This is a genomic window from Streptomyces sp. NPDC004609, assembly GCF_042873655.1.
GTDB lineage: Bacteria > Actinomycetota > Actinomycetes > Streptomycetales > Streptomycetaceae > Streptomyces.
This window is the reverse complement of sequence record NZ_JBIALS010000021.1, coordinates 105,400-122,883: the sequence shown is the minus strand read 5'-3', so window position 1 is coordinate 122,883 and position 17,484 is coordinate 105,400. Positions and strand designations below refer to the sequence as shown.

Genomic DNA, 17,484 nt, shown 5'->3' with positions numbered 1-17,484 from the left:
GTCCTGAGACGGGAGATCCGCACATGGGACTGCACGGCGAACACACGGAACACAACGGTGGAACCGAACATCTCACCGTCCGGCGCGAGGGCGCCACGCTGATACTCACCCTGAACCGGCCGGAGGCGAAGAACGCGCTCTCCCTGCCGATGCTGGTCGGCCTGTACGACGGCTGGCTGGCCGCCGACGCGGACGACTCCGTCCGCTCCGTCGTCCTCACCGGGGCCGGGGGAACGTTCTGCGCCGGCATGGACCTCAAGGCCCTCGCGGGCCAGGGGATGGCCGGGCAGCGGTACCGCGACCGGATGCGGGCCGACCCCGATCTCCACTGGAAGGCCATGCTCCGCCACCACCGCCCCCGTAAACCCGTGATCGCCGCCGTCGAAGGCCACTGCGTCGCGGGCGGCACCGAGATCCTCCAGGGCACCGACATCCGGATCGCGGGCAGGAGCGCCACCTTCGGCCTGTACGAGGTGAGACGGGGGCTGTTCCCCATCGGCGGCTCGACGGTACGGCTCCCGCGCCAGATCCCGCGCACCCACGCTCTCGAAATGCTCCTCACCGGGCGGCCCTACGGCGCGGACGAGGCCCGGGACATCGGACTCGTCGGCCGGGTCGTCCCCGACGGAACCGCGCTGGAGGAGGCCCTCGCCGTCGCCGAGCGGATCAACGCCTGCGGCCCGCTCGCCGTCGAGGCGGTGAAGGCGTCCGTGTACGAGACCGCCGACATGACCGAGACGGAGGGCCTGGCGGCCGAACTCGCACGGGGCTGGCCCGTCTTCGACACCGAGGACGCCAAGGAGGGCGCCCGCGCCTTCACCGAGAAGCGCGACCCCGTCTACCGCCGGGCCTGACCGGGCACGACCCGCCCCCTCCCGCCGGGCTCGACCGAGGACAACCAGCCCTTCCCGCCGGTCGTCTCCGCCGCCCGCCGCCCACCTCTCCCGCACCGGCCGGAGCGAGTCCCGCCCGCCGGGCAGAACGGAGCCCGCCCATGACAGCCGCATCCGCGCCCGGGACGCTGAGCGCACCGCTGGTCGTCGAGTTCCCCTTCACCCGCTCCCTCGGCCCCGTCCAGAGCGCCTTCCTCACCGGTCTGCGCGAACGCACCGTCCTCGGTGTCAGGACCGGGGACGGCAGGGTTCTCGTACCACCCGTCGAGTACGACCCCGTCACCGCCGAGGAGATCCGCGACCTGGTCGAGGTCGGCACCACCGGAACGGTCACCACCTGGGCCTGGAACCCGTCCCCCCGGCGGTACCAGCCGCTGACCTCCCCCTTCGCCTGGGTGCTCGTACGCCTCGACGGCGCCGACACCGCCCTCCTCCACGCCCTCGACGCACCCGGCCCCGAGGCCGTGCGCACCGGAATGCGCGTCCGGGTCCGCTGGGCCGGGGAACGCACCGGCGCCATCACCGACATCGCCTGCTTCGAACCGTACGACGGCGGCGAACCGGCGGCGCGGGCACGCGACCACGGCGGAGTCTTCGACAACCCCGTCACCGGCATCGTCACGCCCGCCCGGCTCGACTACACCTACGCACCCGGCCGTGCCCAGAGCGCCCACCTCGAAGCCCTCCGCGACCACAGGACCGTCGGCGAACGCTGCCCCTCCTGCCGCAAGGTGTACGTCCCGCCCCGCGGCGCCTGCCCCACCTGCGGTGTCGCCACCGCCGAACGCGTCGAGGTGGGCCCCCGCGGCACCGTCACCACGTACTGCGTCGTCAACATCAAGGCGAGGAACCTCGACATCGAGGTGCCCTACGTCTACGCCCATATCGCCCTCGACGGCGCCGATCTCGCCCTCCACGGCCGCATCGCCGGCATCCTCTACGACCAGGTGCGCATGGGCCTGCGCGTGGAACCCGTCTGGACCGAGGAGGGCCGCCACCCCGACCACTACCGGCCCACCGGGGAACCCGACGCCGACTACGACACCTACAAGGAGCTGCTGTGACGCGACACGACGGCACAGCCGGGGACGTGGCGGTCGTCGCCTTCGCCCAGTCCGACCACCGCCGCCGCAGCGACGAGATCTCCGAGGTCGAGATGCTGATGCCCGTCCTGCACGAGGTGCTCGGACGGACCGGTCTGAAGACCGGCGACATCGGCTTCACCTGCTCCGGATCCTCCGACTATCTCGCCGGACGCGCCTTCTCCTTCACCATGGCCCTCGACGGCGTCGGGGCCTGGCCGCCGATCTCCGAGTCCCATGTGGAGACGGACGGCGCCTGGGCGCTGTACGAGGCATGGGTGAAGCTGCTGACCGGCGAGGCGGACACGGCCCTCGTCTACGCCTACGGAAAGTCGTCGCCCGGCGAGATCCGCGATGTGCTCACCCGCCAGCTCGACCCCTACTACGTGGCCCCGCTCTGGCCGGACTCCGTCGCGCTCGCCGCACTCCAGGCGCAGGCCCTGATCGACACCGGAGCGACCGCGGAGCCCGCCCTCGCCTCGATCGCCGCCCGCAGCCGCGCCGACGCGGCCTCCCACCCGCACGCCCAGCTCAAGGGCGCGGTCCCCCAAGGGGAGTACGTCGTCCGGCCCCTGCGGACCGGGGACTGCCCGCCCATCGGGGACGGAGCCGCCGCCGTCGTCCTCGCGACCGGGGACCGGGCCCGTGAGCTGTGCGAACGGCCCGCCTGGATCCGTGGCATGGATCACCGCGCGGAGGCCCACAGCCTCGGCGTACGCGACCTCACCGACTCGCCGTCGACCCGCCTGGCCGCACAGCGCGCCGGAGTCTTCGACCGCACGGCCCGGCCCGTCGACACCGCCGAACTGCACGCCCCCTTCACCTCCCAGGAGGTCGTCCTGCGCCGGGCCCTCGACCTCGACGGGAGGGTGAGGGTCAACCCGTCCGGCGGCGCGCTCGCCGCCAATCCGGTGATGGCCGCGGGACTCATCCGCCTCGGTGAGGCCGCGGCCCGCATCCACCGGGGCGAGTCCGACCGGGCCGTCGCCCACGCCACCTCCGGACCCTGCCTCCAGCAGAACCTCGTCGCCGTCCTGGAAGGGGAGGACCGTGCCTAAGGAACCCGTCGCCGTCGTCGGCATCGGACAGACCAAGCACGTGGCCGCCCGCCACGACGTCTCCATCGCCGGACTCGTCCGGGAAGCCGCCGTGCGGGCCCTGGCGGACGCCGAGCTGACCTGGGCGGACATCGACGCCGTCGTCATCGGCAAGGCCCCGGACTTCTTCGAGGGCGTCATGATGCCCGAGCTGTATCTCGCCGACGCGCTGGGCGCGGTCGGCAAACCGATCCTGCGGGTCCACACCGCGGGCTCCGTCGGCGGCTCCACCGCGCTCGTCGCCGCAGGCCTCGTCGCCGCCCGTGTGCACCCCACCGTGCTCACCCTCGCCTTCGAGAAGCAGTCCGAGTCCAACGCCATGTGGGGCCTGTCGCTGCCGGTCCCCTTCCAGCAGCCGCTCCTCGCCGGCGCGGGCGGCTTCTTCGCCCCCCACGTACGGGCCTACATGCGGCGGTCCGGGGCGCCCGACGCCGTCGGCTCCCTCGTCGCCTACAAGGACCGGCGCAACGCCCTCCTCAACCCGTACGCCCATCTCCACGAGCACGGGATCACCCTGGAGAAGGTCCAGGCGTCCCCCATGCTCTGGGACCCGATCCGCTACTCCGAGACCTGCCCCTCGTCCGACGGCGCGTGCGCGATGGTCCTCACCGACCGCGCGGGCGCGGCCCGCTCGCCGCACCCGCCCGCCTGGATGCACGGCGGCGCGATGCGCAGCGAACCGACGCTCTTCGCGGGCAAGGACTTCGTCTCCCCTCAGGCCGGCAAGGACTGCGCCGCGGACGTCTACCGGCAGGCGGGCATCACCGATCCGCGCCGGGAAATCGACGCGGTGGAGATGTACGTCCCCTTCTCCTGGTACGAGCCGATGTGGCTGGAGAACCTCGGCTTCGCCGCCGAGGGCGAGGGGTGGAAGCTCACCGAGTCCGGGGTGACCGAACGCGACGGCGACCTCCCCGTGAACCCGTCCGGCGGCGTTCTGTCCACCAACCCCATCGGCGCCTCCGGCATGATCCGCTTCGCCGAGGCGGCGCTCCAGGTACGGGGCCGGGCGGGTGAACGCCAGATCGACGGGGCCCGCAGGGCACTCGGCCACGCCTACGGCGGCGGATCCCAGTTCTTCTCGATGTGGCTGGTCGGCTCGGAACCCCCCGCCACCTGACCGGCCCGGACCACGCCCCGGCGCGGTCCGGCCGCCCGGCGCCCGTGCCGGACGGCCGCCCGGCCGTCGTACAGCCGTCCGGCCCCGGCCCCGTTACGGGCCCGTACGGTCGGAGGCGGAGCCGGACGGCGCGGCGGCGTACCCGCGCGGGCGGACGGGCGCACGGATCCACCGCCCGTCCGCGCCCCGCCCGCGGCCTGTTGAGGACGGGAACAGATCGCTAGGCTGGCCCCCGAGACCATGCGGGAGGAGCACGGACCGTGGCCGAGAGCACCACCACCACGCAGATGTACCCGGGCTGGGACAAGCCCGAACTCGACCTCAGCAACGCCGACTGGCAGTCCGGCAGTCAGGGAGCGGGAGACGTCCAGATCGCCTTCGTGGAGGGTTTCATAGCCATGCGCAACGGCCGACGGCCCGAGAGCCCGTCCCTGATCTTCACCCCCGCGGAGTGGCGCGCCTTCGTGCTGAACGCGCGCGACGGGGAGTTCGACCTCACCTGAGCCCGCCGGCGTCCGTGTTTCCCGCGCGGCTGAACACATCGGGAGCGGTTCCCGTACCACTGGGCGCACCCCGGAACCCCCGGGGTGCCCAGCGTCCCGACGGGTTCCCGTTCCGCCAGCGTGAGGATCAGCCATGAACGACGCCGTCCACCCCTCCCTCCAGGCCCTCCCTGATGGAGAGGCCGAACTCCGCCTGGTGGTCCGCCTCTCCTGGGAGGACATCGCGGCCCTCGGCCAGGAGGCGGGCCGGCTGGCCGCGCAGCTGAAGCGTCCTGTCGGCTTCGACGAGGCGGTGAGCCACCGGCTGCGCACCCGCAAGGCCGCCTCGCACGCCAGGCCCGCGGCCCAGCAGGCCGGCGCCTCCTCGTCGGTGTCCTCACTCGCCGGGCGCACGCCCGGTGAGCACGCGCGCCAGGCCATTGACCGGATCGGCGGATCGCCCGCGCAGGGGACCCAGCCGGCCCAGACCCCGGCCTGAGCGACCCCGCCCCGCCGCCCGGGCACAGCTCCGCGCCGGCTTACCCTCCCTCCGGTGTGTGCCGCCGGACGCGCCTTCCGGTGAGCCCGGTCCGCCCCCGGCCTGCCCTCAGCGGGGCCGGAACCCCCACCCCGGCGGGAGGCCGCCCCAACTCCCCTCCCAGCAGCAACCTTTCGGCGGCTCCGGTCCCCGGGCGCCCCCCGGCTGGCGTAATCTGATACCCCTCAAGGACGTGTGTCCGGCGGCCCCTGCACCGTGCCGGGCGCAAGGCCGGGCGTGGGGGTTGCAGATGACGCGACGTGTCGGCGCGGCGAAGCGGTGGCTGTTCGAGCGGGACGCCGAACTGGCCGCGGCCGAGGAGGCACTCGACGAGCTGACCGGGACACGCACGGACGGGGGCACACCCGAGCCGCCGCGCGGATCGCTGCTCGCCTTCGCGGGGCACGCGGGACTCGGCAAGACGACCCTCCTCACCGAGGTGCGCCGCCGCGCCGCCGCGAAGGGCTGCACCGTCCTGTCCGCGCGCGGCGGCGAACAGGAGCAGCAGGTCGCCTTCCACGTCGCGCGCCAGCTGATCCAGCCCCAGCTCGCCGGGTCCTCCGAGGCCGCCCTCCGGCTCCAGCTGGGCAGTTGGTACGCCATCGTCGGCCCCGCGCTCGGACTGTGCGGCGCCGAGGACGGCTCCCCGCCCGACCCGCAGGGCCTGCGCGACGGACTGGACTGGGTCCTCACCCATCTCGCCGTACAGCGCGCGCCGCTCGTCCTCGTCCTCGACGACGCCCACTGGGCCGACCCCGAGTCCCTCGGCTGGCTGGCCTCGTTCGCGCCGCGCGCCGAGGAACTGCCGATGCTGCTCACCGTCGCGTACCGGCCCGAGGAACTCCCCGCGCACGCCCACCAGCTCCGCCGGCTGCCCGGCCGCGCGGGCCAGCGCCCCATCGACCTCGAACCGCTCACCGCCAGGGGAGTCGGCCGGCTCGCCCGGGAGTGGCTCGGCGCCCGCACCGACGACACCTTCGGCCACGAGTGCTGGGCCGTCACGGCGGGCAACCCCTTCGAGACCATCGAACTCCTCGCGAAGGTACGGGACCGGGGCATCGAACCCACCGAGGCGGGCGCCCCCCTGCTGCGCGACCTCGCCGCGGCGGTCAAGGGCAGCGGGCTCATCGACCGCCTCGACCGCCTCGGACCTTCCACCGTCCGCTTCGCCTGGGCCGGAGCCGTCCTCGGCACCGAGATCCAGCCCGCGCTCGCCGCCGCCGTCGCCGGACTCGGCACCGAGGAGGCCGCCGACGCCGCCGACCGGCTGCGCGACGCCCGGATCCTCACCGGCACCCGGACCCTGGAGTTCGTCCACCCGCTGATCGCCACCGCCGTCTACCGCGCCATCCCGGACGCCATGCGCGTCGCCCTCCACGGCCAGGCGGCCTGGTCCGTCGTCGACGCCGGACTCGGCGCCACGGCGGCCGCCCGCCATCTGCTGGAGACCCATCCCGAGGGCGACCCCTGGGTGGTGCAGCAACTGCGCGAGGCCGCCGGGGAGACGCTGCGCGCGGGAGCCCCCGACCCGGCCCGCCGTTATCTGGCCCGCGCGCTGCGCGAACCGCCAGCCGCCGGGGACCGGGCCGCCGTCCTGTACGAACTGGGCTGCTCCTCCCTCCTCACCGAACCGGCCACCACCGTCAACCATCTGCGCGCCGCCCTGGAGGAGCCCATCGCCGACCCGGCCCTGCGCCAGGGCATCGTGTACCGGCTCTCCCAGGTGCTGGCGCACTCCGACCGGCTCGCCGAGGCGTCCGACACCCTCGCCCGTGAGGCCCGGCGCACCACGGACCCGCGCACCCGGCTGCGGATGCTGTCCGAGAAGTTCATGTGGGACGCGTTCCGCGCCGACGAGCCGGAGACCCCCGCCCGCTCACGGCGGCTCGCCCGCCTCGCCGACCGGCTCACCGGGCGCGATGTCACCGAGCGGTACATCATCGGGCTGCGCGCCTGGGACGCCACCCTGCGCGGCGAGCCCGCCGCCGTCGCCCTGCACCACGCCGAACGCGCCCTGGAGGGCGGACTGAGCTGGGCCATGGAGGACCGCGGCTTCGAGGTCCCCGCCCTGGTCGCCCTCACCTTCGTCTACGCCGACCGGCCCGGCCGCGCCGAGGAGCTGTTCGCCGCCGGGACCGCCGAGTTCGAACGCCAGGGCTGGCGCGGCGCGCATCTCTCCTTCGCGTACACCCTCCTCGCCTACATCCGCTACCGGCGGGGACGCCTCATCGAGGCCGAGGACTTCGGCCGGGCAGGACTGCGCCTCGCCGAACGCGTCGGCCCCCGCACCCCCGCGGAGTGGTACTCGGTCACCACCCTGGTCGAGGTGCTGATCGCCCGCGGACACATCGACGAGGCCGCACGCGTGGCGCGCGAGCACGGTTTCGGCGAACCCTTCCCGGCCGCCGTGACCTTCCCCGACTCCCAGACTGTCCACGGCGAACTGCTGCTCGCCCAGGGCCGCACCAAGGAAGCGGCCGTCGAACTGGCCTCGGTGGGCAGGCGCCTCGACCCCCGCGGCATACGCAACCCCGCCTGGTGCCCCTGGCAGCTCCACCTCGCCCTCGCCGAGGCCCGGGAGGCCCCCGAGCGGGCCAGAGCGGGCGCCCTCGACGCGGTCGAGCGCGCCCGCCGCTTCGCCGCGCCCTCCGGCATCGGACAGGCGCTCCGCGTCGCCGCCGAGGTCTCCGCGCCGGACGAGCGCACCGCGCTCCTGGAAGGGGCCGTCGCCCATCTGGAGCGCTCGCCCGCCGCGTACGAACTCGCCCGGGCCCTCGTCGCCCTCGGCGCGCATCTGCGCACCGCCGACCGGGCCCGGGAGGCCGCCGACCACCTCCACCGGGGCCTGGAAGCGGCCGTCCGGTGCGGCGCGGACGGTCTCGCGGACACCGCCCGCGCGGAACTCGCCGCCGAGGGACTGCACCCCCGGAGCCTGCGCGCCATCGAGACCGACGACCTCACCACACGGGAGCGCACCGCGGCCGTCCTGACCGCCCAGGGCTGGGACAGACCGGCCGTCGCCTCCGCGCTCCACATCGACGAACCGTCCGTGACCAGGCTCCTCACGGCCGTCTACCGCAAGGCGGGCACCGACGAGGCGGGCCTCGCCCGGGCCCTCGGCGAGGCCCCCGGGGACAGCCGCGAGTGAGGAGCGTTTCCCCTCGCCCCGGGTCGGCCACGGCTGCCCCAACCCGTACCATGGCGGTATGTCGTTCCTCCGCCGTCGCAACGCCGCCACACCCGCGGGCCCGGACTTCGACGTCCTGGCCATGGACCCGGGGGACTGGCCCGGCAACCTCGGCGCCGGGCTGCTGCCCGCACCCGACGGCACCTGCCAGGGCGTTTTCCTGCGGTACGACCTCTTCGGCGGCCGGGGCCCCGCGATGATCATCGGCAATCTGCCGGAGGGCTCCCCGGCGCGCGAGCTGGAGGAGGGGCAGATCCCGTTCGAGGTCGCGCAGCTCCTGCTGGCGCTGGAGAACGAGGAGCCCGTCCGTGTCGTCGGCATGGAGGACATTCCGGTGATGCAGGGGGACAACCTCCTCATCGTGCGCCGGCTCAAGCTCTCCGAGAGCCGGATCTCCTGTGTCCAGTTCGACCGCAGCGACGGTGTGCTGGTGACGATCGCCAGCTGGGACCGCCCGATCACCGACGATCTGTACGCGCTGCTGAAGCCGCTCCCCGCCGAGCTGTTCCAGCAGGGCTGACCCCGCCCCGGCCGGGAACGACATCGAACCGCACGCCTCACACCGCGTACCCCGCACCGGCAGCTGCCCGGACCGCGGACCCGGTACGCGGAACCCGCGTACCGGACATCGGGGGCGGACCGCCGTGAACCCCGCGCGCCGCGCGGGCCCGGCAGGCCCCGCCCGGCGCACGGCGTCCCTTCCGCCGTCGCGGTTCAGCGCGCCAGGAGGGTCGCGAGCCGCGAGGCCGCCGAACCCAGCCCCTGCGGGCCGCCCAGCCGGGCCGTCCCGGCGCCCGTGTGCACGTCCTCCGCGCGATAGCGGCGCGCCTCGCGGTGCCAGTTGAGGATCCCCGCGAGCCAGTCCTCCATCTCGCGCACATAGGCGTCGAGCGCGGCCGTCCCCGCCGCGTCCAGACCGAAGTCCTCCCGCAGCAGCGGCAGTTCGTGCTCCTTGACATGGAGGAACTGCCGCAGCCGGCCGCGCATCAGATCGTCGACGATCCCGACGGCCGACGGATAGTCGCAGTCGAAGAACTTCTCCACCACCAGCACGCTGTTGTGGACCTCGCCCTCGACCTCGATCTCCTTCTGGTAGGAGAAGAGGTCATTCAGCAGACAGGCGTAGTCCTGCGCCGCGTGCTCCAGGCTGACGACGGTGCCGCTCCGCAGCAACTCCTGCGGCAGCTCCTCCTCGTGCCGCAGCTTGGACAGCAGCATCGTGAGGTCCGAGCCGAAGGTGGTCCGCCGCATCTCCAGATAGTCGACCGGGTCGGGCACCCGGTGCTGGGCCTGGTTGTGCAGCTCCCACAGCCAGCTCTCCAGCATGTCGTCGATCGAGGTGCGCAGCTGCTGCCGGGCGCCCTGCCCCATCGGTCCGGTGGTGCGCACCCACAGATCGGCGAGGGCCCGCTCCATCGGGCTCACCGCGAGGGCGGGTGCCGAGGCCGGTTCGTCGACCGGCATACAGTCCTTGAGCCGCTCGGTGCAGAGCTTCGCTCCGGCCAGATTGCGCGGCCGGCCGAACACCAGCGGGTAGTAGTCGTCGCCGTACGTGCCCCAGGTCAGCCACTCCGCGCTCAGCTCCAGTTCCTCGGCAGTGGCGTCCGGGTCCAGACCGGCCGAGCAGAGCGCGAAGTCGTAGCCCCGCAGCATCGGACCGTCCCAGATGTCACCCAGCAGACCCATCCGGCCGGCCCAGGCGACCGACCTGTCCAGGGCGTCCTGGTGGTGCGGGCTGATCACCAGCGGGAACGGGAGGTCGAAGTCCGGCAGCAGCGAGGGGCCGGTTCTGCGGTGGGGCACATGCGTGAGGGTGCGCAGCCGGGCCGCGGCCGGACGGCCGAGGAGGTTCCCGATGTCGAGCGCGGAGGTGCCGAGGACCCCGGACGGCGCTCCGGTGTCGAGCCCCTCGTTCATATAGCGGCTGGAGCGCATGTGCCACTCCTGGCCGCCGGACTGCCAGTCCTGGAGCCCCTTCGCGTACAGCCCGACCGCCGTGCACTGCGCCGGGGTGAGCCCCTTCTCCAGACAGAGCGCGGGGACCTCGGTCAGCGCGGTGTTCTCGAACTGCTGCAGCCGCGAGGTCAGCAGATCGTTGACGGCCTCGGCGGCCTCCTGGGTCGAGCACCCGAGGAAGGTCTCCAGCACCAGTACACCATTGCTCAGTTCGCCCTCTTCCTCGACCTCGCGCTGGTACGAGAAGAGGTCGTTGCGCAGATGCACACCGTCGGCGAAGGCGTCCGTGAGCACCCGCAGCGGACGGGACAGCGCCACCGAGTCGGGCAGCTCGGCCCCCGCCGCGAACTCCACGAGCTGCGCCGACCAGGGCGCGCCGCCCACCTTGCGGCGCATCTCGATGTACTCGACGGGGTTGGCGATCCGCCCCTCGTTGATGTTGGACAGTTCCCACAGGGACTCGTTGAGCAGATTCCGCGTCGACTCGGCGAACCGCGCCCGCCACGCCGGGCCCATGTGCGGCACGGTCCGCGCCCACAGGTCCCGCAGCCCCGCCTCGACCGGGTTCGTCGGCTCCGGCACCTCCCGGCCCAGGTCCATGGGCATGAACAGGGGCAGCCGGTCCAGATACGCCTTGCCGCCCTCCCGGTCCTGGGTGCGCTTGAAGATCTCCAGGAAGTGGTCGTCGAAGAAGAAGACCCACACGTACCAGTCGGTCACCAGGGACAGTGTCTGCGCGTCGCAGTCCGGGTGGGTGTAGGAGCACAGCCCGGCGTAGTCGTGCGCCTCAAGGTCGTGCTCTTCCCAGATGCCGGATCCCTCCAGCATGCCCATCCCGCGCGCCCACTCCCGGGTGTGTTCCCGTGCGGTCTCGATGTGCGGGTTGAGGCGTGCCGGGTACGGCACGTAGAAGTCGGGCAGGACGAAGGGCTGAGCCATGCGCGGGGGGCCTCTCGGGTCGGTCGGAAAGCTACCGGCCAGGCTCTACCCGTCGCCCGTACGGACCACGCACGGCATCGATTAGTCACACAAGCATATGAATCGGGGGCAGTGCGCCACCGGACCCCTCGACCAGTGGCGCACGCCGGCCGTACCCCCGCGCGCACCGTCCGTACGCGTGGCTCCCCGTGCGTGTGTGCGGCTATTCCACGACCCGGACGTCCGCCGCCTTCACGAAGGCGATCCGGTGCCCGAACTGGATCCCGTAGTACTGCTCCCGGCCGCGGACCACCCGGTGGCCGGCGGTGTCGAAGGCCGGCGCGTACAGATACTCACCGGGGACCCGGTCGCCCGCCACGTACGTCTGGCCCGCGGGGATCCGGTACGGGAGCGGGGACACCGACTGCACCGGCACGCCCGCCGGATAGGCATCCGCCTCCGGGTAGGCCCGCCCGTAGACCGGGATGTCCGCCGCGCCCGGCTTCGGTGTGAGGAGAACTCCCCGCGCCCCGACCGCCGTCGGCCGATTGCGCGGATTGTGGAACCACGCCTTCTGGCCCAGGTACCAGACCGCCGTCCAGTCGCCACGGCGCCCGGCCACCGCGAACTGCTGGCCCGTCGAGGCCCGCGCACCCGTGTCGTTGACACCGGTGGTGGAGTCCGTGCCGTCCGGCCGCAGACCGATGTCCCGGATCAGCGGCGCGTCCTCGTCCGGGGCGGTGTGCAGCCGGACCGCGCCGGAGCCGTGCGGCGCACAGGGCTCCCCGGCCGTCGTACAGCCCGTGTACACGGGGCGGTGACCGTCGTAGCCGGGGCGGATGGTGACCGCGTCGGCGCGCGGGCCGGCGGTCGGGACGAACGGCTTTCCGAGCAGCTCGAAGTAGTGGGCCCAGTCCCAGTAGGGCCCGGGGTCGGTGTGCATCCCCCGGATCGACCCCGTCGTCGGGCCGGGCACATTGTCGTGCCCGATGATGTGCCGGCGGTCGAGCGGGACGCCGTAGCGTTTCGCCAGATGGCGCACCAGACGGGCGGAGGAGCGGTACATCGCCTCGGTGTACCAGGCGTCGGGCGACGCCAGGAAGCCCTCGTGCTCCAGGCCGACCGAGCCGGCGTTCACGTACCAGTTCCCGGCGTGCCAGGCCACGTCCTTGAGCGGGACGTGCTGGGCGACATGGCCGTCCGACGCGCGCAGGGTGTACTGCCACGACACGTACGCCGGGTCCTGCACCAGCCGGACGGCGGTGTCCCAGGAGCCCTCGGTGTCATGGACGACGATGTACCGCACCGGCAGGGTCGCGGGCCGGTCGGCCTTGTCGTGGTTGCCGTAGTCGCCGTCGCCGAACTCCTGGTAGGGAGCCGGGATCCACTCGCACGCCACCGTCCGGGGGCACTCGGTCTTCCGCGTGCCCGCCGTCCGCGGCCCCCGGGTCCGTTCCGCGGCGCTCGCCCGGTCCGCCTGCCGGGGCACGGCGTCCGGGTCGGCCGCGAGGGTGACCCGGACGCCGCTGTCGGTGACGCGGGAGACGCCGGAGCGGATCACCGCGAAGACCTCGTCCGCGTACGCCGTTGCGGTGGCCGGGTCGCCGGAGCCGGAGAAGCGCGCCACCGCGCCGTACCAGTCGGCGGGGTCGTCCGTGGCGGGGCGGCGAAGTGCCCGCTGGGCGTCGGCCAGCAGCGCCGCGCCACCGCGCACATTCGCCGCGGGGCGCTCGCGCAGTTCTCCGGCGGCGATACGGGAGATCCGGGCCGCCTGCTCCAGCGTCCGCAGCCTCGGCGGGAGGGCGGACGTCCCGGGCGGCGCGAGCCTCGGGGCAGTGCGCGGCACCCCGCGGGAATCGTCGCCGCGCCGGTCCCCTGTGCCGTGCGGGACCTCCGCGCCGGGCGCGGGGCGCGGTGCTTCGGCGAGCGCGGTCGCCGCGTCGGTGAGATGCATCGGCCCGTAGCCGCCCGTGACGCTCGGCGCGCCGCCGTGCGTGTCCCACCGGGACTGGAGGTACGACACACCGAGGAGCACACTCCGCGGCACCCCGTACTCCGCGGCGGCCCGGTCGAAGTCCCGCTGCAGAAGGCCCCGGCCGGCCGGGGCGGCGCTCGCGTCCGTGCGCGCGGGCAGAAGGGGCAGCAGTAGGGCGGCGGAGGCCACCAGCACCCCTGTCCGCACCCGCCGGGCACGGCCGCCCCGCGGTCGTGTGGGGGCTGATGCTTGCAAGAGGGCCTCCGGGGGCGGATGGTGCGCGACGGTCCTGTGGGGTCGGACTGGACTACAGGGGTACCGGTCGCCGGACGGTCCGTCAATCATGCTCCGCCGCACCGGTGGTGCACGTCACCAAGCGCCCCGGCGCGTTCCGCTGCGGGAAAGGGGCAGGACCTGCGAACCGTCATTGGTCTAGTCCAATTCCGTTTGCGGGTGACGGCTGTTCGGCCACTCGGTGATGGCGTGAACACGTCACCAGTGCCGCTCTCCCCGGGACAGCGCCCTGCTGATCCGACTGTCCGTCAGCAGACGGGCGCACGGCCGGCGTCGTGGCCGGGTGCCGTCAGTCGATCCGGACGGCGAGCAGGCACGCGTCGTCGTCGTGGGCCGAGCGCGTGTACACGGCCGTGATCCGTTCGAGGGTCTCCTCGGGCGGAAGCCCCGCGGTCGCCGCCAGGCCCCGCCCGAGCCGGGCGATGCCCTCGGTGATCGCCTCTCCCCGGCGCTCGACCACCCCGTCCGTGTACAGGAGCACCAGATCCCCGGTGCGCAGCGGCACCGAAGCCGTCTCGTACGGATAGCCGGACACCGCTCCGAGCATCGGGCCCAGATGGTCCGTGTCGAGCACCGACACCTCGCCGCCGCGCCGCACCAGAGGGGGCGGATGACCGGCGCACGCCCAGTTCAGCACCCCGGCGCCGTCGACATAGCCGACGATCATGGTCGCGGTCTCCGCCCTCGGCTCACCGCACACCAGCTCGTTCAGCCAGGTCGTCAGCTCACCGGCCGAAGCCCCCGTCTGGGCGAGCCCGGCGAGCGCGTGCCGCTGCTGGGCCATCCTGGCCACGGCGTCCAGACCGTGGCCGACCGCGTCGCCGATGGCGATCAGCACCCGGCCGTCGGCCTGGCGCCGGCACTTGTACCAGTCGCCGCCGACGGCCGCCTCCGCCTCGGCGGGCAGATAGGCCGCGGCCACCGTCAGACCCGCCTCGGCGAGTTCACGGGAGTGGCTCGGCAGCAGCGCGTCCCGCATCACGGAGGCGATACGGCGCTCCGCGGCCGCCGCCTGCCGCAGCCGTTCCGACTCCCGCTGTGTCTGCGCCAGCCTGCGGCGGCTGCGCATCTGGGGGGTGAGATCACGCGCGACCAGATACACGGCCCAGGGGCGGCCCTCGGTGCTCACCACGGGTTTGGCGAGCAGGTCCAGGGTGCGCACCTCCCCGTGGACCCGGAAGCGGGTCCGCGTCCACGGGGGCTCCTCACCCGAGAGGACCGCCGTCATCAGCTCCGCGAAGGCGGGCACCTCGTTCGGCAGCACCGTGTCGCACAGCTCGGTCAGGGACCACGGCATGGCCCCGGCGGTACTGAAGATCCGATGCATGGTCTCCGACCAGGTGATCGCACCGGAGAGCAGGTCCCAGTGGCCCCAGCCCATCGAGGCGATGTACTGGGCGTCCAGGCTGAGGAACTCGGAGCGCCCGTGTGCCGGACGCCAGGTGACGAGCAGCGCGTCCCCGTACGGCGCTGCGTAGTGCAGGAGCGGCGCGCGCAGAAGGCGGCCGTGCCGCTCCTCCGTGTAGTCGACGGTCAGCCCCGTCAGCGGCTCCCCGGTCACGACCGTGCGGGCCAGCGCCGCCACCAGCCCGGTCGTGGTGTAGCCGGGCCGTACCCGAAGGAGGCGCTCCCCGACCTGGCGCCCCGCCGGTTCGATCCAGTCGGTGGACCGGATGTGGTTGCCCGCCCGGATGACGAAGTCGGTGATGGCGCCGCCGGTGTCCCGTACCGGGGTGAGCAGCGCCGCCGAGACCGGAACGGCGCGCAGTACGGCGTCCAGGCGCGGCTCCCGGCCGCTCCCGTCGTCGTCTGCGAGCGGCGCGAGTTCCCCGAGCGGCCGGCCGGGGCCCGGAGCGGGGGAGGACGGCGTGTCGGCCACGTGGGGAGGCTCCGGCCGACGGGACGGCGTGTCGGGTTCCCGAGGGCCCCGGGGCTTGCCGCGCGGTGCCGCGGCGCCGGGGGAGGGCTCCGCCTTGGGCGAGGGTGCGGCGGCCGGTGACCGGTCCCGCCCGGCGTCCGCCACCTCGGCCGCGCGCCGGACGTCCGCCCGCAGGGCGGCGATCTCGTGCTCGATGTACGCCTTGAGGCTCGTCACATCGCCGGGCTGCTCCGGCTGGGGGAAGCTCACGGGAACGACCTCCCGGGCACCACGTCGGTCCGTCGTAACCGAGCGTAGATTCCGCTTCCCGCCCGCGCGAACGCTCACGGGCCCGGGCGGCCGGGCGGGGCTCCCGGGGCACTGACGCCCGCCCACCGGCGGGGCCGGGGCCACGCGGGGGCTTCGCAGCAGCGGTCACCGCGGCCGGGGACGTCGGTGACACCCCGGCGCACCGGATGCGCGGATCGGCGGCCACGCGCGCGTGCGGGTGCGCGATCCAACAGGGGCGGGACCGGGCGGGGCACGCGCACAGGATCCGCGAGCGCCGGTGGTTCCCGCCCCGCGTGGCTCCCGTCCGCTGCCGCGCTGCCCCGTCGCCCTACCGCTGCCCTGTTCCCGTCCCGCTGTCGTACCGCGGTCGCCGCGGTACGCGGTGGGGAGCCGGTCCGGTTGATCCCTTCCGGGGATCCGGTCGCTTCCCGCCGGCCGGAGCACCGGTCAGCGGGTGCCGACCGCCGCCCGTACGGCCCGACGGGCCAGCGCGCAGTCGTCGTGCAGCCGCCGCAGCAGCAGCCGCTGCTCCTCGCCGGAGGACAGCCCGCCCGCCGAGCCGCCCGAGGCACCGCTCACCGGAGCCGCCTCCCGCATGGTCCGCTGCACGGCCGTCTCGTACGTCCGGATCTCCCGTGTCAGTACCAGCATCAGATTCACCAGGAACGCGTCCCGGGCGGCGGGCCCCTCCCGCTGTGCCAGCTGGCTGATCCACCGCCGCTCCGCCGGGGCGTTGCCGAGCACCGACCAGAGCGTGGCGAGGTCGTAGCCCGGGAGGTACCAGCCCGCGTGCTCCCAGTCGACGAGCACCGGACCCGTCGGGGACAGCAGCATGTTGGAGAGCAGCGCGTCGCCGTGGCTGAACTGCCCCACGGTGCCCCGGCCGCTCGCGTACGCCAGTCCGCGCAGCAGCTTCTGCAGATCACCGAGGTCGCGGTCGGTGAACAGCCCCAGCTCGTGGTAGCGCGTGATCCGGGAGGCGTAGTCCAGGGGCGCGTCGAACAGCCCGGCCGGCGGGCGCCACGAGTTCAGCCGGGTGATGGCGCCGACGACGGCCCTGACATCGGCTCGGGGCGGGGCCTCGGCCGGGTGCCGGGTCAGTGCCGCCGCGCGTCCGGGCATCCGCTCGACCACCAGCGCGCAGTTGTCCGGATCGGCGGCGATCAGCCGCGGGGCACGGACCAGCGGACGGTGGCGGACGAAGGCACGGTAGACCGCTATTTCGTGGCGGAACCGCTCGACCCACACGGGCGAGTGGTCCAGCAGGCACTTGGCGACCGCCGTGGTGCGCCCGGTCATCCCCACGAGCAGTACGGAGCGCCCGCTGCGGCGCAGGACCTGCACCGGGTTGAACTCCGGGCAGATCCGGTGCACCGAGGCGACCGCCATCCGCAGCTGCGCGCCCTGGGGGCCGGACAGGTCGATTCTTCCGCTGAGGGGCTGGCCCGCCACCGCGACCGGCCGCCGCAATCGACCGGCATGTGTGGGGTCGAGATACGGTCCGGTGCCGGCCGTCACAGCGGAGCGCTGGGGCCGGTGCGGGGCGGACACGGAGGACGATGCTGTGTACATGGGGTGACAGATCCCTTCGTGCGCCGACAGTCTGCGTGCGCGCCCCGCCCCGGCGGCCGGCCGCACCCTGGGGAGTGCGACCGGCTGCCGGGCCGGGGTGGCGCGTTCCTACGTCACACCAGCGCGCGGGTGGCACACCATCTGGCGAACCCTGGCGAACCCTGGCGAATAGTCGCCAGGCCGCTGACAGAGGGTTACTGTCAAGTCAGCCGAGAACCTGG

Annotated in this window: 12 protein-coding genes; 8 read left to right on the top strand and 4 right to left on the bottom strand. The window is 73.8% G+C overall.

Going from position 1 to position 17,484, the window contains the following annotated elements; genetic code table 11:
- Window positions 1–23 precede the first annotated feature (23 nt).
- The 8 genes from ACFYT4_RS21560 (at window position 24) to ACFYT4_RS21525 (ending at window position 8,919) form a co-directional block, all read left to right on the top strand.
- Window positions 24–854 carry a crotonase/enoyl-CoA hydratase family protein gene (locus ACFYT4_RS21560; RefSeq protein ID WP_389271185.1) on the top strand — a complete coding sequence of 277 codons (831 nt, stop codon included), beginning with the start codon at window positions 24–26 and terminating at the stop codon, window positions 852–854.
- Window positions 855–994: 140 nt separating this feature from the next.
- A complete protein-coding gene (locus ACFYT4_RS21555) occupies window positions 995–1,957 on the top strand; it encodes an OB-fold domain-containing protein (protein WP_389271182.1) in 963 nt (320 codons plus the stop codon).
- Window positions 1,954–3,033 carry a thiolase domain-containing protein gene (locus ACFYT4_RS21550; protein WP_389271179.1) on the top strand — a complete coding sequence of 360 codons (1,080 nt, stop codon included), beginning with the start codon at window positions 1,954–1,956 and terminating at the stop codon, window positions 3,031–3,033. Before ACFYT4_RS21555 ends, ACFYT4_RS21550 begins: the two co-directional genes overlap by 4 nt.
- Window positions 3,026–4,192 carry a thiolase domain-containing protein gene (locus ACFYT4_RS21545; protein ID WP_389271176.1) on the top strand — a complete coding sequence of 389 codons (1,167 nt, stop codon included), beginning with the start codon at window positions 3,026–3,028 and terminating at the stop codon, window positions 4,190–4,192. Before ACFYT4_RS21550 ends, ACFYT4_RS21545 begins: the two co-directional genes overlap by 8 nt.
- A 287-nt stretch (window positions 4,193–4,479) precedes the next feature.
- On the top strand, window positions 4,480–4,695 hold the full coding sequence (locus ACFYT4_RS21540; RefSeq protein WP_389271245.1) for a DUF397 domain-containing protein: 216 nt from the start codon (window positions 4,480–4,482) through the stop codon (window positions 4,693–4,695).
- 133 nt (window positions 4,696–4,828) lie between these two features.
- Window positions 4,829–5,173 (top strand): hypothetical protein, encoded by a 345-nt coding sequence (locus tag ACFYT4_RS21535; RefSeq protein WP_389271173.1) that lies wholly within the window; start codon window positions 4,829–4,831, stop codon window positions 5,171–5,173.
- Between the two features lie 289 nt (window positions 5,174–5,462).
- Entirely contained in the window at window positions 5,463–8,360 is a 2,898-nt protein-coding gene (locus ACFYT4_RS21530) for an ATP-binding protein (protein ID WP_389271170.1), read from the top strand.
- A gap of 58 nt (window positions 8,361–8,418) precedes the next feature.
- Window positions 8,419–8,919 (top strand): hypothetical protein, encoded by a 501-nt coding sequence (locus tag ACFYT4_RS21525; protein WP_389271168.1) that lies wholly within the window; start codon window positions 8,419–8,421, stop codon window positions 8,917–8,919.
- Window positions 8,920–9,113: 194 nt separating this feature from the next.
- Here the strand turns inward: ACFYT4_RS21525 and ACFYT4_RS21520 are convergent, their stop codons facing one another.
- The 4 genes from ACFYT4_RS21520 to ACFYT4_RS21505 all read right to left on the bottom strand — a co-directional run bounded on the left by ACFYT4_RS21520 (window position 9,114) and on the right by ACFYT4_RS21505 (window position 17,263).
- Entirely contained in the window at window positions 9,114–11,294 is a 2,181-nt protein-coding gene (locus ACFYT4_RS21520) for a germacradienol/geosmin synthase (protein ID WP_389271165.1), read from the bottom strand.
- Between the two features lie 202 nt (window positions 11,295–11,496).
- The gene (locus ACFYT4_RS21515; RefSeq protein ID WP_389271162.1) at window positions 11,497–13,443 is read right to left on the bottom strand and encodes an N-acetylmuramoyl-L-alanine amidase; all 1,947 of its coding nucleotides are present in this window, start codon (window positions 13,441–13,443) and stop codon (window positions 11,497–11,499) included.
- A gap of 388 nt (window positions 13,444–13,831) precedes the next feature.
- Window positions 13,832–15,670, bottom strand: coding sequence for a SpoIIE family protein phosphatase (locus ACFYT4_RS21510; protein ID WP_389271159.1), 1,839 nt, complete (start codon window positions 15,668–15,670; stop codon window positions 13,832–13,834).
- Window positions 15,671–16,138: 468 nt separating this feature from the next.
- Entirely contained in the window at window positions 16,139–17,263 is a 1,125-nt protein-coding gene (locus ACFYT4_RS21505; RefSeq protein WP_389271156.1) for an aminoglycoside phosphotransferase family protein, read from the bottom strand.
- Window positions 17,264–17,484 lie beyond the last annotated feature (221 nt).

What these genes read in the sequence shown, in the direction of transcription:
- ACFYT4_RS21560 (WP_389271185.1), top strand. Translation starts at nt 24, where the DNA reads ATGGGACTGCACGGCGAACACACGGAACACAACGGTGGAACCGAACAT.
- ACFYT4_RS21555 (WP_389271182.1), top strand. Translation starts at nt 995, where the DNA reads ATGACAGCCGCATCCGCGCCCGGGACGCTGAGCGCACCGCTGGTCGTC.
- ACFYT4_RS21540 (WP_389271245.1), top strand. Translation starts at nt 4,480, where the DNA reads ATGTACCCGGGCTGGGACAAGCCCGAACTCGACCTCAGCAACGCCGAC.
- ACFYT4_RS21535 (WP_389271173.1), top strand. Translation starts at nt 4,829, where the DNA reads ATGAACGACGCCGTCCACCCCTCCCTCCAGGCCCTCCCTGATGGAGAG.
- ACFYT4_RS21530 (WP_389271170.1), top strand. Translation starts at nt 5,463, where the DNA reads ATGACGCGACGTGTCGGCGCGGCGAAGCGGTGGCTGTTCGAGCGGGAC.
- ACFYT4_RS21525 (WP_389271168.1), top strand. Translation starts at nt 8,419, where the DNA reads ATGTCGTTCCTCCGCCGTCGCAACGCCGCCACACCCGCGGGCCCGGAC.
- ACFYT4_RS21520 (WP_389271165.1), bottom strand. Translation starts at nt 11,294, where the DNA reads ATGGCTCAGCCCTTCGTCCTGCCCGACTTCTACGTGCCGTACCCGGCA.
- ACFYT4_RS21505 (WP_389271156.1), bottom strand. Translation starts at nt 17,263, where the DNA reads ATGTACACAGCATCGTCCTCCGTGTCCGCCCCGCACCGGCCCCAGCGC.